Genomic DNA, 16,183 nt, shown 5'->3' with positions numbered 1-16,183 from the left:
TGCACGACTGCAATCATTTTTCTTTTCCGGCAAACAGAGTGTATTTCCCTGCACCCAGAAACATAATGCTTAATCCGCCGAGGAAATAGAGGGCTTCACTTTCCAGACCCCATGCACCGACGTTGGTCAGGGTAAAGAATTTCCCCATGCCGACCAATAAGGTGGCAACCAGAATATTAAATGCGTAAATAAATGCCGCCTGGCGCGTGAACAGGCCAATAATAATCAGTATCGGCGTAATAATTTCGCCAACAAATACACCGTAAGCGATAAAGCCTGGTAAACCCTGCGCGATTAACATGTCGGAAATCCAGCCTACACCATGCTGCACTTTGGCTACGCCGTGGAACAGCATCAGCACGCCAAATGTCAGGCGCAGCAATAGCTTGCCAAACTCCGGGTGCGTGGTAAGACTGAGAAATGCGCTGTTCAGCCGACTCATCATCCTTTTATTCCCTTTTATTCCGCAGGAGAACTTTTGCCATTTCTGGCACCTTAGTATCAAATAGAAACTTAGGCTTTGAGTTATACACATCCCGCTCCGGTTGCGGAAGAAGGCACCCAAAGGGCACTACGTTTCCTCAAGGAAACCTACTACGAGAATTTGTCGTTATGATTAAGCCGTCCATTCCTTACGATATTTATGATAACCGCTGCCCGACGCGCGATATGTTGGCAAGGCTGGCGGACAAATGGGCTTTGCTGGTGCTGGCGCGTCTGGAAAATGGGCCCATGCGTTTTAATGGCCTGAAACGGGATATCCGCCTGATTACGCAAAAGGTCTTAACTCAGACCCTGCGCAAGCTGGAGCGCGATGGCATCATCGCCCGTGAAGTGTTTTATACCGTGCCGGTGGCAGTGGAGTACAGTCTGACGCCGCTGGGGCGTACGCTGACGGAAACCGTCTCGGTGCTGGCGCACTGGGTGGAAAACAATATGGATGCGGTGCTGGCGGCGCAGGCTGCGTATGACGAGGCGAATTTGCTCAAAACAAAAGAACCCACCGCATAGGGTGGGTTCCGGGAAGCGCTTATTTCAGATGGACGCGCAGTTCATTGGCGGCCTGGGAAAGCGCGGTGCGAACGGTTGGCTCTTCGCTCAGGGCATTCAGCAGACCATAGTCGTGGATCATGCCGTTATAGCGGGTAACGGTCACCGGCACGCCCGCCGCATCCAGTTTGCGGCCAAAGGCTTCACCTTCATCGCGCAGCACATCCAGCTCGGCGGTCTGGATCAGCGTAGGCGGCAAGCCTTTCAGTTGCTCACTGCTGGCTTCCAGCGGTGAAGCCAGAATGTTGCGGCGATTGCTCTCTTTGGTGGTGTAGTTATCCCAGAACCATTTCATCATGTTTTTACTGAGGAAATAACCATTCGAGAACTGGTTATAGGAACCGGTATCAAAGCGCGCATCGGTGACCGGCCAGAACATCACCTGGTAGCGAATCGCCGGTGTATGGTGCTCTTTGGCCTGAAGTGCCACCGCAGCCACCATATTACCGCCGACGCTGTTACCCGCCAGCGCCAGACGAGAGCCGTCCACGCCAATCTCTTTACCATGTTCGGCAACCCAGCGTGTGGCTTCATACGCCTGATTAATGGCGACCGGGAAGTGTGCTTCCGGTGACGGTGTGTAATTCACGAACACGGCGGCAGCGCCGGATTCGTTCACCAGATCGCGGACAAAACGTTCATGTGTTGGATAATCGCCCAGCACCCAACCGCCGCCGTGGAAGAACATAAATACCGGCAGCGTACCGGTTGCGCCCTGCGGTTTGACGATGGTCAGCGTCAACGGTTTACCGTTCACGGTGATGGTTTTTTCCGTCACATCTGCGGCGGGCAGTTTGGCGCCTTTCTGCGCGCCGATCAGCACCTGGCGAGCATCCGGCACAGAGAGTTGTTCGATAGGTTTGCCACCGCTGCTGTTCAGCACAGAAAGGAATTTCGCGACACCGGCAGTCGGTGCGGGCGCATCGGCGGCCCAGGCAGTGGATACGCTGGCGGCGGTTAAACTCATGGCGATCAGTAATGAACGTGACATCTTTATCTCCTTTGCGATTGTATCGTGCGCTATTTAAATGGTAGTGAAAGCGCGGTTGTGTTTGCGTCTGGGGAGGAATTTAAATAGTGCGCTATTTGATTGCAAGTGAATTTTTAGCGATAAAAATATATTTTCTCTTTATTCATTGAATTTTAAGGTGTTTTATTTTTACTTTTTTATAGTTGCTGGCGAAAGTAAAACGATCGGTTTACTTTTTAAGGATGAAAAAACGACAAGAGATCATTCAGGCCGCCGAGCGGCTGTTTTACAACAACGGTTTTCACGCCACCAGCACCGATCGTATTTGCGAGGAAGCCGGGGTTTCAACGCGCACGTTGTATCGCCATTTCCCTTCGCGAGAGCAATTAACCGCAGCGGTAATGGAAGCTCGCCAGCAGCGTTTTTTCGCCGATCTCTACGCGCCCGAACACCCACAGGCGGTGGAAAAACTTTTTGCCGTGCTCGGGGAATGGATGGCGAGTTACGGCGCGGGCGGGTGCTTTTTCCTGAAAGCCTGGGGCGAGTATGTGCAGGAAAACATACAGCTATGTGCGCTGGCGCTGGATTTTCGCTATGCGCTGCGGGATTACATCGCCACGAGCGTGAAACACAACGCGCTGGCAGATGCTGTCTGGATGCTGTTTGAAGGGGCGATTACCGCGGCGTTAATTCGCGGACCGCAGGCGGCTTATGATGCCGGAAAAGCGGCGGCGATCCTGATGGCCAGCGAGGAGGCGAAATGATGAAGCTCGGCATGGCCGGTTTCGCGCTGATCGCCGTTTCTTATGGCCTCGCCCGTTTCTCATGGGGGCTGATGATGCCCGCTGTGGCGCAGGATATCCCTTTCAGCCCGCGCCTTGCAGGCATCCTTTCGGCCTGTAGTTTCGCGGCTTATTGTCTGTCGATAAGCGCAGCCGCAACGTTGAATCAGCGTTATGGGCCGCGATTTCCCTCGGCGGTTTCTGCGCTGAGTGCCGCGCTTGGCCTGTCGTTGCTCGCCGCAGCCGCTTCCCCCGTAATGCTGGGCGTCGGATTATTTATTGCCGGGATCAGCGCCGGGTTTTCGTCGCCTTCGCTGGCGGCAGCGGTCAGTCGTTGCGTGAGCGCATCACAGCAAACGCAGGTGAATACCCTGATTAACGCCGGAACCGGGGCAGGGATCATCCTTTCCGTGCCGCTCCTGTCGTTTCTGCCGTGGCGAATCGCATGTCTCGTGTTCGCGGTGATTGCACTGCTGTGCCTGTGGCCGGTGCCGCGCTATTTACCGCGTGGTGCGCAGCCGCAGGCGGAGGAGCGAGCAACGCTTTTATCACGCGCGGTTGTCCGTCTTGCGCTAATTGCGTTGCTGAGTGGGATGATGAGCTCCGCGTGGTGGAGTTTTGGCCCGCAAGTATTGCGCCAGCAGATGGTGGTAGCGGATCCGCTCATCAGCATGCTGTGGTGTGTTTGCGGTGCGGCGGGTATTTTGGGCGCCTTCACCGGGCCGATTGCGCGTTATATCGGTATGCACCAGGTTTACCGGCTGGCGCTGGTATTTATGGCCGCACCGTTGCTGTTGATGGCGTTCAGTCACGCATTTTCCTGGTGGTTAATTCCGGCGGTGGCGCTCTGTGGGGCTGGCTATATCACGCTTTCCGGCGTGCTACTGGTGAGTGGTGCAGAAGCCACGCCCGCGACCCCGGCTTCCGGGGTCGGGATGGTGTTTTTTATGCTGGCCGCAGGCCAGGTGGCTGGCGCGGTGATATTGGGTTTGATCTACGCGCAGGCAGGCGTTGCGCTGGCGTTTGGCCTGTTTGCGCTGCTGGGGTTGGTACTGCTGTTTTTTACCCCGGATTGAAGCCGTCAGGCTAATAACTTCAGGCTCTGTCTGCCCACGCAGGCATCGAAGTCAGATAGCGGATTGCGCGTTTACGCGCTTCTTCGTTACCCACTTTCTGCCAGGAGTCAAGGTATTGCGCGAGGCCGGAAACAGCCTCATCCCAGGATTTCAGATTGCCTTCGCTGTCGGTGCAGTACGCGCAATATTTGTCGCTGGCGCCACGGGCATCCGGCGCTGAAAGCGGCATTCCGCAGGAGTGACAGTGCTGTTCGGTGTAAGACATGGTGTGCTCCTTGTCAGTTGAGTGAGCAAGAAATATACAATCCCGGCAAGAAAGTTAATGTCTGACGGATCAATAAACCCTGTCTTCAAAATGGTTATTTGTGGGGCCGTTTGTTCGTTACTCAGAGCACAGCCTGTTGACGTACCGTATTCGTTACTAAGTTAGTAAGCGCTTACAGTTGAGGGTTCTCCGGCTTGATACACTCTCAGCTTTCATAACGACGTGCCGTGTAAGTTATCGGATTCATCATTCCGGGGAATGGGAAGTATAACGATGGGCCCCGCATCCCTGCGGGGAAAAACACCTTATTTCACCGCTTGCAGCGCGGTTTTTTCCACATAGGGTTTCATCAGCGTATCGGCTTCTTTTTGCGCCGCTTCTGCCGCTGCTTCCGGAGTGACTTTCTCATCGTTCACCACGGCTGCCAGTTGGTTTTCCATCGCTTTACGCACGGCAACCGTTTCGTAAGTGGAATACCACGGATGCGCGTACTGCAATTGCTCCAGCGCGATGGCAGCGCGCGGATCCTGCTGCAGATACGCTTTCATTTCCGCCGTATCATAGGATGCTTTGCGCGGTGAGAAGTAACCGGTAAAGCGGCTCCATGCGCCATTCACTTCCGGGCTGACGAGATAAGTCAGGAACTGATACGCCGCTTTTTTCTGCGCATCGTCAATGCCTTTAAAGCTCACCAGGCTGGCGCCGCCAATTGGCACGGCACGTTGTTCCTGCGCTGGCATCATTGCCACGCCCAGCTCGAAATCTTTTGTGTTTTCACGCATAAAGCCCAGCGCGCCGGTACTCAGCATCGCCATTCCCAGTTTGCCGGAGAAGAACGCGGCGCTGATCTGTTTCGAGTTCAGCACGCCGGACGGCATCACTTTGTCTTTGTAGATCATATCCTGCCAGAAACGCAGCGCGCCGATGGTGGTAGGCGCGTTGTAATAGACTTCGCCAGGATAGTTTTCGTTGAAGTAGTTACCGCCGTTGGCGCGTACCAGCGAGGAGAAGATCCAGCCGCCGTAATCGTCGTTGGTAGAAGGCAGCATAATGCCCCACTGGCCTTTGCTCTGGTCGGTCAGCTTTTTCGCATCCTCCAGCAACGCTTTCCAGTTCTGCGGCGGCTGTTTAATGCCCGCCTGGTCGAACATCGTTTTGTTGTAATAGAGGATTGGCGTCGAGTTGTGGAACGGAATGGCGTAGGTCACGCCCATCACCTGGGCGTTTTTACGCATCGCAGGCCAGAACTCGTTTTGCAGGAAATCGCCCGCTTTTTTGTCGCCGTACTGGAACAATTCGTCCATCGGCAGAATTTCATCTTTCAGCGCCAGATCGGTAGTGAAGTTGGCGGACATGATCACCAGCGCAGGCGGTTGGCCAGCTTTCTGCGCCGATTCAGCTTTCATTTTCGTGGTGTCGTAGTTGCCGGTAAAAATCCCGCGCACTTCCACCTCTTTTTGCGAATCGTTAAAGGCTTTGATGATGCGCGTCATTTCCATGGTCAGTTTGCCGTCCACCGGGGCCGGAAACATGAAATCAATCTTCTCCTGCGCCAGTGCGGTGCCGCTCATTGTAAGGGTTATGCTGTAAGTAAGCGCTCGCAATGTTTTTGGCAGAGGCTTATACATGGTCGTTCTCCTGGTGTAAGTTAAGCAAGGTTTGCGCATCAAAAAGATGACAATCAAGGGGTGAAAAACCGACGCTGAGTGTGTCCCCTTTGTTGGGCACATCGCCCCGGTGTCGGCGGATATAACGCAGGTTGCCGATGGGCGTGCTGACGTGAAGCTGATAATCCGCGCCCATCAGTTCCCGCTGTATGACGGTTGCTGGCAACACCAACTGGCCTGCTTCCGGCGTATCGGTCATGTGCTCCGGGCGAATGCCCAGCCACACTTGTGCCGTGCTGCGTGCGTGTTCAGGCAGCGGCAGGCGTTGCTCACCTAATTGCACCTCGCCATTGGCGCAGGAGAGCGACAGCAGGTTCATGGCCGGAGATCCGATAAACCCGGCAACAAACAGATTTGCCGGATGTGCATACAAATGTTCCGGACGGCCAACTTGCTGCACGTGGCCGCCATTCATCACCACAATGCGGTCGGCCATCGACATCGCTTCGGTCTGGTCGTGCGTCACATAAATGGTGCTGGTCTTAAGTTGCTGGTGCATCTCCATAATGCTGTCGCGCACTTCAGTACGCAGGCGCGCATCAAGGTTAGAGAGCGGTTCATCCATTAAGAACAGTTTCGGGTTACGCACGATAGCGCGCGCCATCGCCACGCGCTGGCGCTGGCCGCCGGAGAGTTTGGCGGGTTTTCGTTCCAGCAACGCATCGAGCTGCAACATCTGCGCCACGCGATCGAGGCGCGGCTGCCAACTGGCTTTCTCTTCGTTACGCACTTTCATGCCGAAGGTGATGTTGTCGCGCACGGACAGGTGCGGAAACAGCGCGTAGTTCTGGAAGATCATCGCGAAGTTGCGCTCGCGCGGCGAACGGGCGGTAATGTCATCATTATCGAGCCAGATGGTGCCGTCGCTGACACTCTCCAGCCCGGCAATCAGCCGCAACAGCGTACTTTTGCCGCATCCGGACGGGCCAACCAGCACCACAAATTCGCCATCGTGAATATCCAGCGACAGCGCGTTGAGCGCCGCTTTACCATCAAACTGCTTACTTACATTGTTCAGTCTTAACATGGGATTAGCGCTCGTCCACCGGGCAACTGATGTTTTCGTCATACAGCCACGGGCCCGCGTAATGCGACAGCGAGTGCAGGTAGCTCACCCATTGATCGCCAATTTGGCGGTGCATCAGGCACGACGGCGGTGACATGTCGTAGTACGGGCGAGTATCTTCGTGGCAATACGGTACCTGGTGCATGGTGGCCGGAATGGTGGCAATCGTTGCCTGGCGATATTGCGTCATGGTCAGGCTGTGGTTATGGCCGCAGAAAATGCGCGTCAGCGACGGGAAGCGCTCAACCAGTTTCAACAGCAGATGACCGTTTTCACAGGCGATGCGATCCATCTGCGCGTTACCCAGCGGCAGCGGCGGATGATGCATAAATACCGCAGTCGGTTTGTCCTTGCTGGCGATCAGCTGCGCTTCCAGCCATTGCAGGGTTTCATTCGTCAGCCAGCCTTTTGACTCCCCGGCGAGGCTGGAATCGATAAACAGCAGACGCGTCGCGAAATCCTCAATCGCATAACGCATGTTCTGCGGATCGCTGCCGAGTTGCGGGCACAGCGGGTGCAGATATTCCAGAAAGTGCGCTTTATCGTCGTGGTTGCCCGGAATAATAAACAGCGGGTAATCCAGCCCGCCGAGGATCTGGCGTGCCACGCGGTACTCTTCCGGGCGGCCGCAGTTGACGATATCCCCGCTCACCACCACCGCATCCGGGCGTTCGCGCAGGGCGTTAAGCTGGCACACAACGTCGGCATTCCCGGCGTTGATATCAATAAAACCGTACAGCTTCTCGTTCTGGCTGCGAAAATGGGTGTCGGAAATTTGCGCTAAAAACATAACTACACTCCTTATTTAATACCGGAGAAGCCAAAGCTCCGGAGAAACTGTTTCTGAAAAGCAATAAACGCGACCATCAGCGGCAGGCAAACCATCAGCGTCCCGGCGCTGATCATTCCCCACTGGCCGCCGGATTCTGCGCCCATGGCGAAGGAGACCAGGCCGACCGTCAGCACCTGTTTGTCCGGATCGTTGAGTATCATCAGCGGCCATAAATACTCGTTCCAGTGATAGGTAATACTGACGGTGGCGAACGCCAGCACCGACGGCCACGACATCGGCAACATCACGCGGAACAGCACCTGCCACCAGCGACAGCCCTCCATCAGCGCCGCTTCTTCAATCTCTTTTGGGATAGCGAGAAACGCCTGGCGCATCAGAAAGACGCCGAACGCAGAAGTGAAGTAGGGCATCATCACGCCGGTCAGCGTGTTGAGCAGGCCGAAGGTTTTCAGCGTCAGCATGTTGGGGATCATCATCACCACCGGCATGATCATCAGTTGCACCAGGAACAGGATGAACAGCGTTTTCTTGCCGCGAAATTCGTGGCAGGCGAAGACGTAACCGGCGGTGGTAATGGTGAATAGCTGCACAAAGAACGTGCCGAAGGCGAAGATCAACGTGTTGGCGTACAGGCTGATCCAGTTGGCGCTGTCCCACGCATCGCGGAAGTTATCCAGCGTCAGCGGGAAGCGCGGCAGAATCGACGCCATATCTTCGCCAAAGGTGGTGGCGCTAAACGCGGATGAGAGCATCCAGATAAACGGGCTTACCCACAGCAGCGCCAGGCAAACCATCAGCAGCGCTAGCGTGATCGGGCGCGAATGGCGCAGACGCAACCACAGCGGGCGCGGTACGACGGCGGCCCGGTTGATAACAGGAGTAACCTCAACGCTCATAATGCGCTCCTCTCTCAAGCAGTTTCAGGTTGACCAGCGAGAAGACAAACAGCCCGGCCAGCGTTAAAAACGTGGCGGCAGAGGCTTTACCGAGATCGTGAGTGTCCCAGGCGAGATTCTGGATGTAATAGAGCAGTACGGTGGTGGCATTGTCCGGGCCGCCGCGCGTCATCACGGCGACATGGTCGATTTGGGTAATCGAGTAAATCAATGCGGTAGTGACCACAAAGCTGATGGTCGGGCGCAGTAACGGCAGTGTAACTTTGAAGAAAACTTGCGTGGAGGTTGCGCCTTCCATCACCGCCGCTTCACGCGTGGAGGCGGGAATGCCCTGCAAACCGGCAAGGAAAAACAGCATGTAATATCCGGCAAACTTCCACACGCCAATCAACGCCAGCGCCAACAGCGCGCTATTGCTGCGCCCCAGCCAGTTGTTGTTCATCGGCCCGAAAAGCTGCGCGAGGTAGTGATCGAGCATGCCGAGGCCGGGCATAAAGATAAACAGCCACAGCGCGGCGGCGCTGACCATCGGGATAATCATCGGGAAGAAAAACGCCGTACGTAACCAGCGGTTGATGCGATGGTTTTCCCACAGCGCCACCGCCAGCAGCAGCGCCAGCGTTACCCCCGGAATGACAGTGAGCAGAATGTAGATAAGGTTATTGAACAGCGACTGCCAGAACACCGAATCATCCAGCAGACGAGCAAAGTTGCCCAACCCAACGAATGGCGCATCATTGCTGGCAATGCGGGTGTCGAACAGACTGTCATACACCGAGCGCAGCAGCGGAAAGTAAGTGAACAGCGCCAGGAACAGCAGAGACGGTGACAGGATCAGCCACGGAAGCCAGTATTTTCTCATAAGCCTTGAACCGCGAATTTACGGGTTTTGAAAGCCAGAGAGTCTGTGAAAAAAATGCTGCAAAAGAATGGTGTAAAGGTGACAGTTTAATGAACAGGTGTTCATTGCCGGGCATTTCATGGTGAAAGAGGGGCGTTGCCAGCAGATAGCGGCAAAATAGCATGTCAGAAAAAAGCCCCGCGTTGTGCGGGGCTCGGTTTCTTATATTTTAGTTCGGATGCCGCCTGCGGCTTCAATAATCAGGACGTGTGGTGTATTGATGCTGTTTGCCGACCGGCTAAGAACCGACAAAACTTCTTCACGCGACGCGGTGACAGGAGCTCCAGCCGGAGTCATGCGGTTGAGTTGCTCAGAAGTAATAACGCGTTCGGTTGCCTGATTATGCGCAACAACACCGGATCTCTTCATAATGTAAGCGTCAGAGCGGGAAGTGACCGTTTTCATTGCACTATGCGTTGTTGTTACCATTTTTTCCTCCTGCTCTGTTTTCCGTTGCTGCATTATCGTTCAATTGTTGAACATCCTCAACCGGTTGTTTGTCTCGCTGGAACCATTCGAACAGGCTATTGGCGTCGCGGTAAAGGATCGCTTTTTCACCGTCGGTGAGGTCAATAAAGCCATATTGCTGCATGTAATATTCAGCGACTTCTGTGTTAACCGGAAACATCAGACGAAGCCCGCCGCAGCGAGTATCCGTCATAAACAGCACGGCGATATAGAGGGCGAAACGGAGTGTATTCCCATCAAGCACCGAATTCTGCAGGTGAAAATTTTGAATCATTTCAAGGTTAAGAAAAGGAAAGCCGTCATTTATCGCGGGGCAATATTGAAAAACACAGGCTCCAGCGGGCCGCCACTCAACATCAACAATTTTAAAACTGAACAAGAATGTATCCGGGTCATTCAGAACCGTTCCACTGTGATCCCAGGGTAAACGATACATTTCCGGGAGATCCCGCTGGATCGCAATACACCAGCGTATATCCGCTTCGGTAAGCGTTTGTACCCGAATGTTGTAGCCGTTTTGGGCAAAAATAATATTGGCCTCGTCCATAGCCTGCTGGCTGATGTGTTGGACATCTATTTCCCGGTCCATCGATTTCCCTTTTCATACAACCCCTGACTAATGTCCCAGCCACACCTTGTTTTAAACAATCTGCATTCGTTTTATCGGACCGGTAAATTTCAATACTGGAAAGCGTTACGCAAAAAAAAGCCCCGCGTTGTGCGGGGCTAATTTCTCACGGAGTGACGCTGGAGCCTTAGAACTCCATTTTGACGGTGAACTGCACTTCTCGCGGATCGCCAATCTGGTTGCCCAGGTTATTGGTGGTGATCGAGGAGGTGTAATAGGTCTTGTCGAAGATATTTTTCAGGTTCACCTGTAGCGTTACCGGATATTGCAGCTTCATTTTGTAGGCGGCAAAGGCATCGGCAACAAAATAGCCTGGCAGATAGTAATCCGCGCCGTTGGTGGCTGAACGGCGGCTCACGCCGTGACCGCCACCGCCAAGGGTCAACGTGTTACCGGCAAACACGTTATTGATGTCGTAAGTCAGGAACACGGAACCGGTATGACGCGGCACGTTCGGCAGCGGTTTACCGGCGTAATCCGGATCTTCCAGCACTTTCGCGGCGGTGTAGCTGTAGCTGGCGATGACATTCATATTTGGCGTCAGTGAACCGGCAAGATCCATCTCTACGCCCTGCGAACGGACGCGCCCGGCAGTTTTGGCAACCGTTTCATCACCCACGATTTCACTGTACAGCACGTTGCGTTTATGGATATCAAACATGGTGATATTGGCGGTAACACCGTCGAACAGGTCAAACTTGGCGCCGACTTCGTAAGATGTCGAGGTTTCCGGCGGCAGATCGCCAATATAGCTGGCGATGGAGGACTGCGGCATAAACGCTTTCGCCACGTTACCGAACAACGACACTGAAGGCGTCAGCTTATAGACCAGGCCGAATTTCGGCGTCCATTTCTCATCGCTGCTGTCGGTATTGACGTTGAACGGACGGCCTTTACCGGCGTACTGGGTGTAGTACTGATAACGCATCCCGGCAACGGCGATCCATTTGTCGGTAAGATATAACGCGTCTTGCGCGTAAGCCGAATAGCTCTCCTGCTTAATGGTCTGATCGCTGTCCGATGCGGAGACGGTCGTACATTTGCTGGCGCTGCCATAGCTTGGGTTGTAGATATTGAAGTCTTTCACGTTCTTACAGCGGATCATGTCGGTACGCAGCAGATCGTAATATTCGTACGAAATACCAGTGAGGATCTCGTTGTAGAAGCCGCCGATATCGACATTTCCCTGCAAATCGGCACGTGTCGTGTGCATCCGTTGCGTGGAGCCCTGCGTGGCGTCCACGCGGCGCGTGAGATTACCGGTAGTGGCATTGTAGGCCATCACGCGCGACTGGTTATCGCTGTACTTGTCCTGGCTGTAGCCGTATTCCAGCTTGCCGGTCCAGGCGCTGTTAAAACGATATTCTGCGTTCAACTGCGCAATATCGGATTCGCCATCGGTAATGTTGAACGGCTCATCGAAGCGGGTTTTACGATCGACATTCACCGCCTGTTTAGTGGTGAGATCGAAGATCGTGCCGCGGTCGAATGGCGTCTGATAATCACGGTGTGAATAGAGCACGTTGACGGTGGCGTTATCACCGAACCACGTTAACGACGGAGCAATATAAGTGCTCTTATTTTTGCCGAAATTGCGCCAGTAATCTTCGTTCTGGTATTCGCCGATCAGACGATACGCCAGCCGCGTGCCTTCGATTGGGCCAGTGACATCAAACTGGCCGGTGCCGCCGCCAAAGCTGGAAGAGGTGGCGGAAATAGATCCGCCGAATTGGGTCTGCGGACGTTTAGTGACAACATTGATAAGCCCGCCAGGATCGAGAATGCCATACAGCGTTGAGGCCGGGCCTTTCAGCACTTCCACGCGCGAGGCGTCGGCATTAAAGCTGCGCGGCACCACGGTGCGCAGGCCGTTGGTCATGATCGAACCGTCGCGGTTGGTGCCAAAACCACGGCGCACAAACGAATCCTGCGTCCCGCCCAGCGTGTTGGTTTGCACCACGTTACTGACGTTATACAGCGCTTCATCAAGGCTGGTAGCGTGCTGATCTTCCAACACTTTATCGCTAACGGTATTCACCACTTGCGGAATATCCAGCAGCGGCATTGAGGTCAGCGTCGCGGTAGAGGAATTGATAGGTTGATAGCCGGACGTGGCGGGTTGATCGGCCGATGAGGCATCCGCGTTGACGGTGATAGTGTCGCTATTGGTTTTATTTGCCGTTTCCGCCGCATGCGTAACCGGCGTAAAGCATGATCCCAGAAAGAGCGCAGAGAATAACGCGCGCCCTTTCAGCCCATAGATACCGTGAGTGAACTGAGCCATTTAATCTGTTTTCCCAAAAACTGTGCATAACACAGACGTGAACGTTTCTAAGTTATTGCCCGATTGCGCAAAATCTATCCGTTAAGTCGCCGAATCTGGCATCGGATATGTAATTGAGAATCATTCAAACACGAGCATCTGTAGTAGTAAACGCAAAATGAAAGAATTTTGCTACAACGGCAAAGGGGGAGAAAAGCGCAGCGGAATTATGCGGGGTTGCCTTTTTAACTTTATGAAATAAATGAAATTAATTATTTACGCGATCAATGTCGTTGCCTGTAGTTATCCCTGTTTTGAAGCGGCGGGATTCTGTCATCAGGCTACTTGACTACTACATTGCCAAGCGGCAAAATCGAAAAGAGAATGAGAGTTATTTTTATTTGAAAAGTTAGCGCGCACGGGTTTTCCACGCGGTTGCGGCGCAGGAGTGAACATGCCACAGCGAGTGGAACAGCAAGCTCAGCAGGGGATTGTGCTCGACGGTTTGTCGGCAGGTTATCAAAAGCAGGTCATCGTTGATGACATCTCACTCACTATCCCGCATGGAAAAATGACTGTGCTGGTCGGGGCCAATGGCTCCGGCAAATCCACCTTGCTCGGCACCATCGCCCGCATGCTCAAACCGCTTGGCGGCAGCGTGTTGCTTGATGGCAAAGCCATTCATCAACAGCCAACCAAAGCCGTCTCCCGCCAGTTAGGTATTCTGCCGCAGTCGCCGCTGGTGCCGGAAGGTCTGACCGTTTTTGAACTGGTATCGCGCGGGCGTTTTCCGTGGCAAAGCTTTATGCGCCAGTGGTCGGAAGAGGACGAGCTGGCGGTGCTGGAAGCGTTGCATCTGACCGGCACGGCGGAATTTGCCCACCAAACGGTTGATAGCCTCTCCGGCGGGCAGCGCCAGCGCTGTTGGATCGCGATGGCGTTGGCACAACAAACACCGGTGATCCTGCTGGATGAACCGACGACTTTTCTCGATCTGCGCTATCAGGTCGAGATCCTCGAACTCTTGCAGACCTTAACCCGCGATCATGGCCGCACGGTGGTGGTGGTGTTGCACGACCTTAATTTCGCCGTGAATTACGGCGACACGCTGGTGTTCCTCAAACAGGGCCGATTACAGGGCGTGATCCACGAAGGCGACAGTTGCACGCCTGCACTGATCAAAAACGTGTTCGATGTGGATGTGCAAATGTCGATTAACCCGTTGACCGGAAAACCCTTTTTTATGCCTTTTCGTAAACCGGCAGGTTCCGGCGAATGAGTTCGCTTGCGCTTTCTACCCGACGCGGCGGGCGCATCAGCGCGACGGCATCTGGCTTGCTGCTGTTGTTACTGGCAGCGGCTGTGGCGCATCTCGGCCTTGGCGCGCGCTACATCGCGCCGCCCACGGTGATGCAGGCGATGGTGGATTTTGATCCCAACAATTTCGATCATCGCGTCATTATCAGCCTGCGCTTACTGCGGCTGGTAGCTGCGCTGTTTACCGGCGCGGCGTTAGGGGTTGCCGGATCGTTGTTGCAGTCGGTGATCCGCAATCCGCTTGGCGAGCCGCATATCCTCGGGCTGAATTCGGGGGCGGCACTGGCGGTGGTTGCCACAACGGCGCTGGGGATCAGTTTTGGCGATGCCAGCTTCAGCCGCGCATTTATCGCCGCAGGCGGCGCGGCGCTGCTTTTTTCACTGGTGATGGCGATCTCTGCCGCCGGGCGATCCGGTTTTACGCCCTTAAAAGTGACGCTGTGCGGCGTGGCGATTTCCACTTTTGCTTCCTCCATCACCGCCGCGATCCTGATCCTCGATGAACAGACGCTGCTGAGCATCCGTAGTTGGCTGGCGGGCGATCTCGCCGGGCTAAGCTGGCCTGTGCTGCGGGCGGCATCACTGGTTGCTGGTGGTGGATTTGCCCTGGCGCTGTGGCTCGCGCCAGCGCTGAATATGCTGGCGCTTGGCGACAATATGGCGCGCGGCCTGGGCGTTTCTCTGCTGCGCACTCGCGTGTTGTCGTTGACCGCCATTGCCTTGCTGTGCGGTGCGGCCGTTTCGGTCGCCGGGCCGATAGGGTTTATTGGTCTCGTCGTTCCGCATATGGTGCGACGCCTTGCCGGGGATGATTTGCGCGCGGTCGTCCCGCTGTCGGCGCTCGGCGGCGCATTACTGCTGCTGCTGCTGGCCGATATCGCCGCCCGTACGTTGCTGTCGCCGCAGGAACTCGCTACCGGCGTGATGACTGCGCTGGTAGGCGCGCCGCTCTTTATTCTGCTGGCGGCGAGGTTTTTCAAATGAGTCACCTACCTGAACACGCCGGGCTGCGCAGCTTGCGGCTTGGCGGCTTCTCCCGCTTGCTGCGCCCGCATGCGCTGTGGTGGCTGGCAGGCCTGAGTTTTTTGTCGTTAATGCTGCTGCTTTCCGGTGTGACGCAAGGTTCGTTACCGGTTCCCGCTTCCGCCATTGGCCGGGCGCTGTTGCTGCCCGATGCGCTGAATGCTGAACAGCACTACGTAGTGTGGGATATTCGCCTGCCCCGCGTGCTGATGGCGCTGTTGTGCGGCGCGATGCTGGGTATGGCGGGGGCGGCGATGCAGTCCATCACCCGTAACGGGCTGGCGGATCCGGGGCTGATTGGCGTGAAAGAGGGGGCCAGCGTGGTGGTGCTGACGCTGGTACTCTGCTTTCCGGCGGTCGGGCTGGTCTGGCGTCCGCTGGCGGGCATGGCAGGCGGTTTACTGGCTGCCGGGCTGGTGATGGGGCTGGCGCGTGATGTTTCTCGTCCGCGCTTTGTGCTGCTTGGTATTGGCGTCTCCTGGACCTTCGCCGCCGGTATCGGCGTATTTATGACCACGGCGGATGTGCGTGATGTGCAAACAGCAATGATGTGGCTGGCAGGCAGCCTGCACGCCGCCAACTGGCCGCTGTTGATCGTCGCGCTGTGTTGGGCGCTGCCTGCAACGCTGATTTTGCTGTTAACGGCGCGCGCCGCTGATGTGGCATTGCTGGGTAATCAGGCGGCAACTGGGCTCGGCGTTCGCCTGTCGCACCTTGCATGGCTGCGGGTGTTCGCGCCGGTATTGCTGACGGCTGCCAGCGTTTCCTGCGTTGGCAGCATCGGTTTTGTCGGGCTTATCGCTCCGCATATGGCGCGTTTTCTGCTGCGCGGCGGCCAGCGGGCGCTGCTGTGGGGCAGTGCGCTGCTCGGCGGCCTGCTGGTGCTGGTGGCGGATTCGACAGGCCGTCTGGTGTTTGCGCCGCTGCAAATTCCCGCTGGGATCGTCATCTCACTGATTGGCGGGCCGTTTTTCCTGCTGCTGCTGTGGCGGCGACGCGATCGTTTATAAGCTTAAGG

At 55.4% G+C, this 16,183-nt stretch carries 17 protein-coding genes; 6 read left to right on the top strand and 11 right to left on the bottom strand.

Features of this window, described 5'->3' with window-relative positions; genetic code table 11:
* Positions 1–13: 13 nt before the first annotated feature.
* Positions 14–445: a DoxX family protein gene (locus tag AWR26_RS22255; RefSeq protein ID WP_064568566.1), complete on the bottom strand. Its 432-nt coding sequence runs from the start codon at positions 443–445 to the stop codon at positions 14–16.
* Between the two features lie 167 nt (positions 446–612).
* Between AWR26_RS22255 and AWR26_RS22250 the strand changes: the two genes are divergently transcribed.
* On the top strand, positions 613–1,011 hold the full coding sequence (locus AWR26_RS22250) for a winged helix-turn-helix transcriptional regulator (protein ID WP_043955207.1): 399 nt from the start codon (positions 613–615) through the stop codon (positions 1,009–1,011).
* 19 nt (positions 1,012–1,030) lie between these two features.
* Here AWR26_RS22250 and AWR26_RS22245 read toward each other — a convergent pair whose 3' ends face one another.
* Positions 1,031–2,041, bottom strand: coding sequence for an alpha/beta hydrolase (locus tag AWR26_RS22245; protein ID WP_064568565.1), 1,011 nt, complete (start codon positions 2,039–2,041; stop codon positions 1,031–1,033).
* Positions 2,042–2,262: 221 nt separating this feature from the next.
* On the opposite strand from AWR26_RS22245, the gene AWR26_RS22240 reads away from it, so the two are divergent.
* Both AWR26_RS22240 and AWR26_RS22235 read left to right on the top strand, forming a co-directional pair.
* Positions 2,263–2,784: a TetR/AcrR family transcriptional regulator gene (locus AWR26_RS22240; protein WP_064568564.1), complete on the top strand. Its 522-nt coding sequence runs from the start codon at positions 2,263–2,265 to the stop codon at positions 2,782–2,784.
* Positions 2,784–3,878 (top strand): MFS transporter, encoded by a 1,095-nt coding sequence (locus tag AWR26_RS22235; RefSeq protein ID WP_064569085.1) that lies wholly within the window; start codon positions 2,784–2,786, stop codon positions 3,876–3,878. The genes AWR26_RS22240 and AWR26_RS22235 overlap by 1 nt, the downstream gene beginning before the upstream one ends.
* 19 nt (positions 3,879–3,897) lie before the next feature.
* Here AWR26_RS22235 and AWR26_RS22230 read toward each other — a convergent pair whose 3' ends face one another.
* From AWR26_RS22230 to AWR26_RS22190, 9 genes are all read right to left on the bottom strand, one after another.
* On the bottom strand, positions 3,898–4,107 hold the full coding sequence (locus AWR26_RS22230) for a zinc ribbon domain-containing protein (RefSeq protein WP_407658797.1): 210 nt from the start codon (positions 4,105–4,107) through the stop codon (positions 3,898–3,900).
* 341 nt (positions 4,108–4,448) lie between these two features.
* A complete protein-coding gene (locus AWR26_RS22225) occupies positions 4,449–5,771 on the bottom strand; it encodes an ABC transporter substrate-binding protein (protein ID WP_064568563.1) in 1,323 nt (440 codons plus the stop codon).
* Positions 5,764–6,837, bottom strand: a complete 1,074-nt coding sequence (locus AWR26_RS22220) for an ABC transporter ATP-binding protein (protein WP_064568562.1) — start codon at positions 6,835–6,837, stop codon at positions 5,764–5,766. Before AWR26_RS22220 ends, AWR26_RS22225 begins: the two co-directional genes overlap by 8 nt.
* Positions 6,838–6,841: 4 nt before the next feature.
* Positions 6,842–7,666, bottom strand: a complete 825-nt coding sequence (locus tag AWR26_RS22215; protein ID WP_064568561.1) for a phosphodiesterase — start codon at positions 7,664–7,666, stop codon at positions 6,842–6,844.
* An 11-nt stretch (positions 7,667–7,677) separates the two neighbouring features.
* Complete coding sequence (locus AWR26_RS22210; protein ID WP_064568560.1) at positions 7,678–8,565, bottom strand: carbohydrate ABC transporter permease; 888 nt, start codon at positions 8,563–8,565, stop codon at positions 7,678–7,680.
* Entirely contained in the window at positions 8,555–9,427 is an 873-nt protein-coding gene (locus AWR26_RS22205; RefSeq protein ID WP_064568559.1) for a carbohydrate ABC transporter permease, read from the bottom strand. Before AWR26_RS22205 ends, AWR26_RS22210 begins: the two co-directional genes overlap by 11 nt.
* Positions 9,428–9,628: 201 nt before the next feature.
* Positions 9,629–9,895, bottom strand: coding sequence for a hypothetical protein (locus AWR26_RS22200; RefSeq protein WP_139227944.1), 267 nt, complete (start codon positions 9,893–9,895; stop codon positions 9,629–9,631).
* Positions 9,876–10,523 (bottom strand): hypothetical protein, encoded by a 648-nt coding sequence (locus AWR26_RS22195; RefSeq protein WP_064568557.1) that lies wholly within the window; start codon positions 10,521–10,523, stop codon positions 9,876–9,878. The genes AWR26_RS22200 and AWR26_RS22195 overlap by 20 nt, the downstream gene beginning before the upstream one ends.
* 166 nt (positions 10,524–10,689) lie before the next feature.
* The gene (locus tag AWR26_RS22190) at positions 10,690–12,846 is read right to left on the bottom strand and encodes a TonB-dependent siderophore receptor (protein ID WP_064568556.1); all 2,157 of its coding nucleotides are present in this window, start codon (positions 12,844–12,846) and stop codon (positions 10,690–10,692) included.
* 433 nt (positions 12,847–13,279) lie between these two features.
* Here AWR26_RS22190 and AWR26_RS22185 point away from each other — a divergent pair, with 433 nt between their 5' ends.
* From AWR26_RS22185 to AWR26_RS22175, 3 genes are read left to right on the top strand one after another with little or no spacing between them, the layout of a single operon-like run.
* Entirely contained in the window at positions 13,280–14,104 is an 825-nt protein-coding gene (locus tag AWR26_RS22185; protein ID WP_064568555.1) for an ABC transporter ATP-binding protein, read from the top strand.
* Positions 14,101–15,126 (top strand): FecCD family ABC transporter permease, encoded by a 1,026-nt coding sequence (locus tag AWR26_RS22180; RefSeq protein WP_064568554.1) that lies wholly within the window; start codon positions 14,101–14,103, stop codon positions 15,124–15,126. Before AWR26_RS22185 ends, AWR26_RS22180 begins: the two co-directional genes overlap by 4 nt.
* Positions 15,123–16,175: a FecCD family ABC transporter permease gene (locus tag AWR26_RS22175; RefSeq protein ID WP_064568553.1), complete on the top strand. Its 1,053-nt coding sequence runs from the start codon at positions 15,123–15,125 to the stop codon at positions 16,173–16,175. Before AWR26_RS22180 ends, AWR26_RS22175 begins: the two co-directional genes overlap by 4 nt.
* Positions 16,176–16,183: the final 8 nt, after the last annotated feature.

It is taken from the genome of Kosakonia oryzae (assembly GCF_001658025.2).
GTDB lineage: Bacteria > Pseudomonadota > Gammaproteobacteria > Enterobacterales > Enterobacteriaceae > Kosakonia > Kosakonia oryzae.
The sequence above is the reverse complement of the archived record's forward strand: the minus strand, read 5'-3'. Positions and strand labels throughout refer to the sequence as shown.

Coding starts and splice junctions, on each gene's coding strand:
- AWR26_RS22255 (WP_064568566.1), bottom strand. CDS start 445: ATGATGAGTCGGCTGAACAGCGCATTTCTCAGTCTTACCACGCACCCG.
- AWR26_RS22250 (WP_043955207.1), top strand. CDS start 613: ATGATTAAGCCGTCCATTCCTTACGATATTTATGATAACCGCTGCCCG.
- AWR26_RS22245 (WP_064568565.1), bottom strand. CDS start 2,041: ATGTCACGTTCATTACTGATCGCCATGAGTTTAACCGCCGCCAGCGTA.
- AWR26_RS22240 (WP_064568564.1), top strand. CDS start 2,263: ATGAAAAAACGACAAGAGATCATTCAGGCCGCCGAGCGGCTGTTTTAC.
- AWR26_RS22235 (WP_064569085.1), top strand. CDS start 2,784: ATGAAGCTCGGCATGGCCGGTTTCGCGCTGATCGCCGTTTCTTATGGC.
- AWR26_RS22230 (WP_407658797.1), bottom strand. CDS start 4,107: ATGCCGCTTTCAGCGCCGGATGCCCGTGGCGCCAGCGACAAATATTGC.
- AWR26_RS22225 (WP_064568563.1), bottom strand. CDS start 5,771: ATGTATAAGCCTCTGCCAAAAACATTGCGAGCGCTTACTTACAGCATA.
- AWR26_RS22220 (WP_064568562.1), bottom strand. CDS start 6,837: ATGTTAAGACTGAACAATGTAAGTAAGCAGTTTGATGGTAAAGCGGCG.
- AWR26_RS22215 (WP_064568561.1), bottom strand. CDS start 7,666: ATGTTTTTAGCGCAAATTTCCGACACCCATTTTCGCAGCCAGAACGAG.
- AWR26_RS22210 (WP_064568560.1), bottom strand. CDS start 8,565: ATGAGCGTTGAGGTTACTCCTGTTATCAACCGGGCCGCCGTCGTACCG.
- AWR26_RS22205 (WP_064568559.1), bottom strand. CDS start 9,427: ATGAGAAAATACTGGCTTCCGTGGCTGATCCTGTCACCGTCTCTGCTG.
- AWR26_RS22200 (WP_139227944.1), bottom strand. CDS start 9,895: ATGGTAACAACAACGCATAGTGCAATGAAAACGGTCACTTCCCGCTCT.
- AWR26_RS22195 (WP_064568557.1), bottom strand. CDS start 10,523: ATGGACCGGGAAATAGATGTCCAACACATCAGCCAGCAGGCTATGGAC.
- AWR26_RS22190 (WP_064568556.1), bottom strand. CDS start 12,846: ATGGCTCAGTTCACTCACGGTATCTATGGGCTGAAAGGGCGCGCGTTA.
- AWR26_RS22185 (WP_064568555.1), top strand. CDS start 13,280: ATGCCACAGCGAGTGGAACAGCAAGCTCAGCAGGGGATTGTGCTCGAC.
- AWR26_RS22180 (WP_064568554.1), top strand. CDS start 14,101: ATGAGTTCGCTTGCGCTTTCTACCCGACGCGGCGGGCGCATCAGCGCG.
- AWR26_RS22175 (WP_064568553.1), top strand. CDS start 15,123: ATGAGTCACCTACCTGAACACGCCGGGCTGCGCAGCTTGCGGCTTGGC.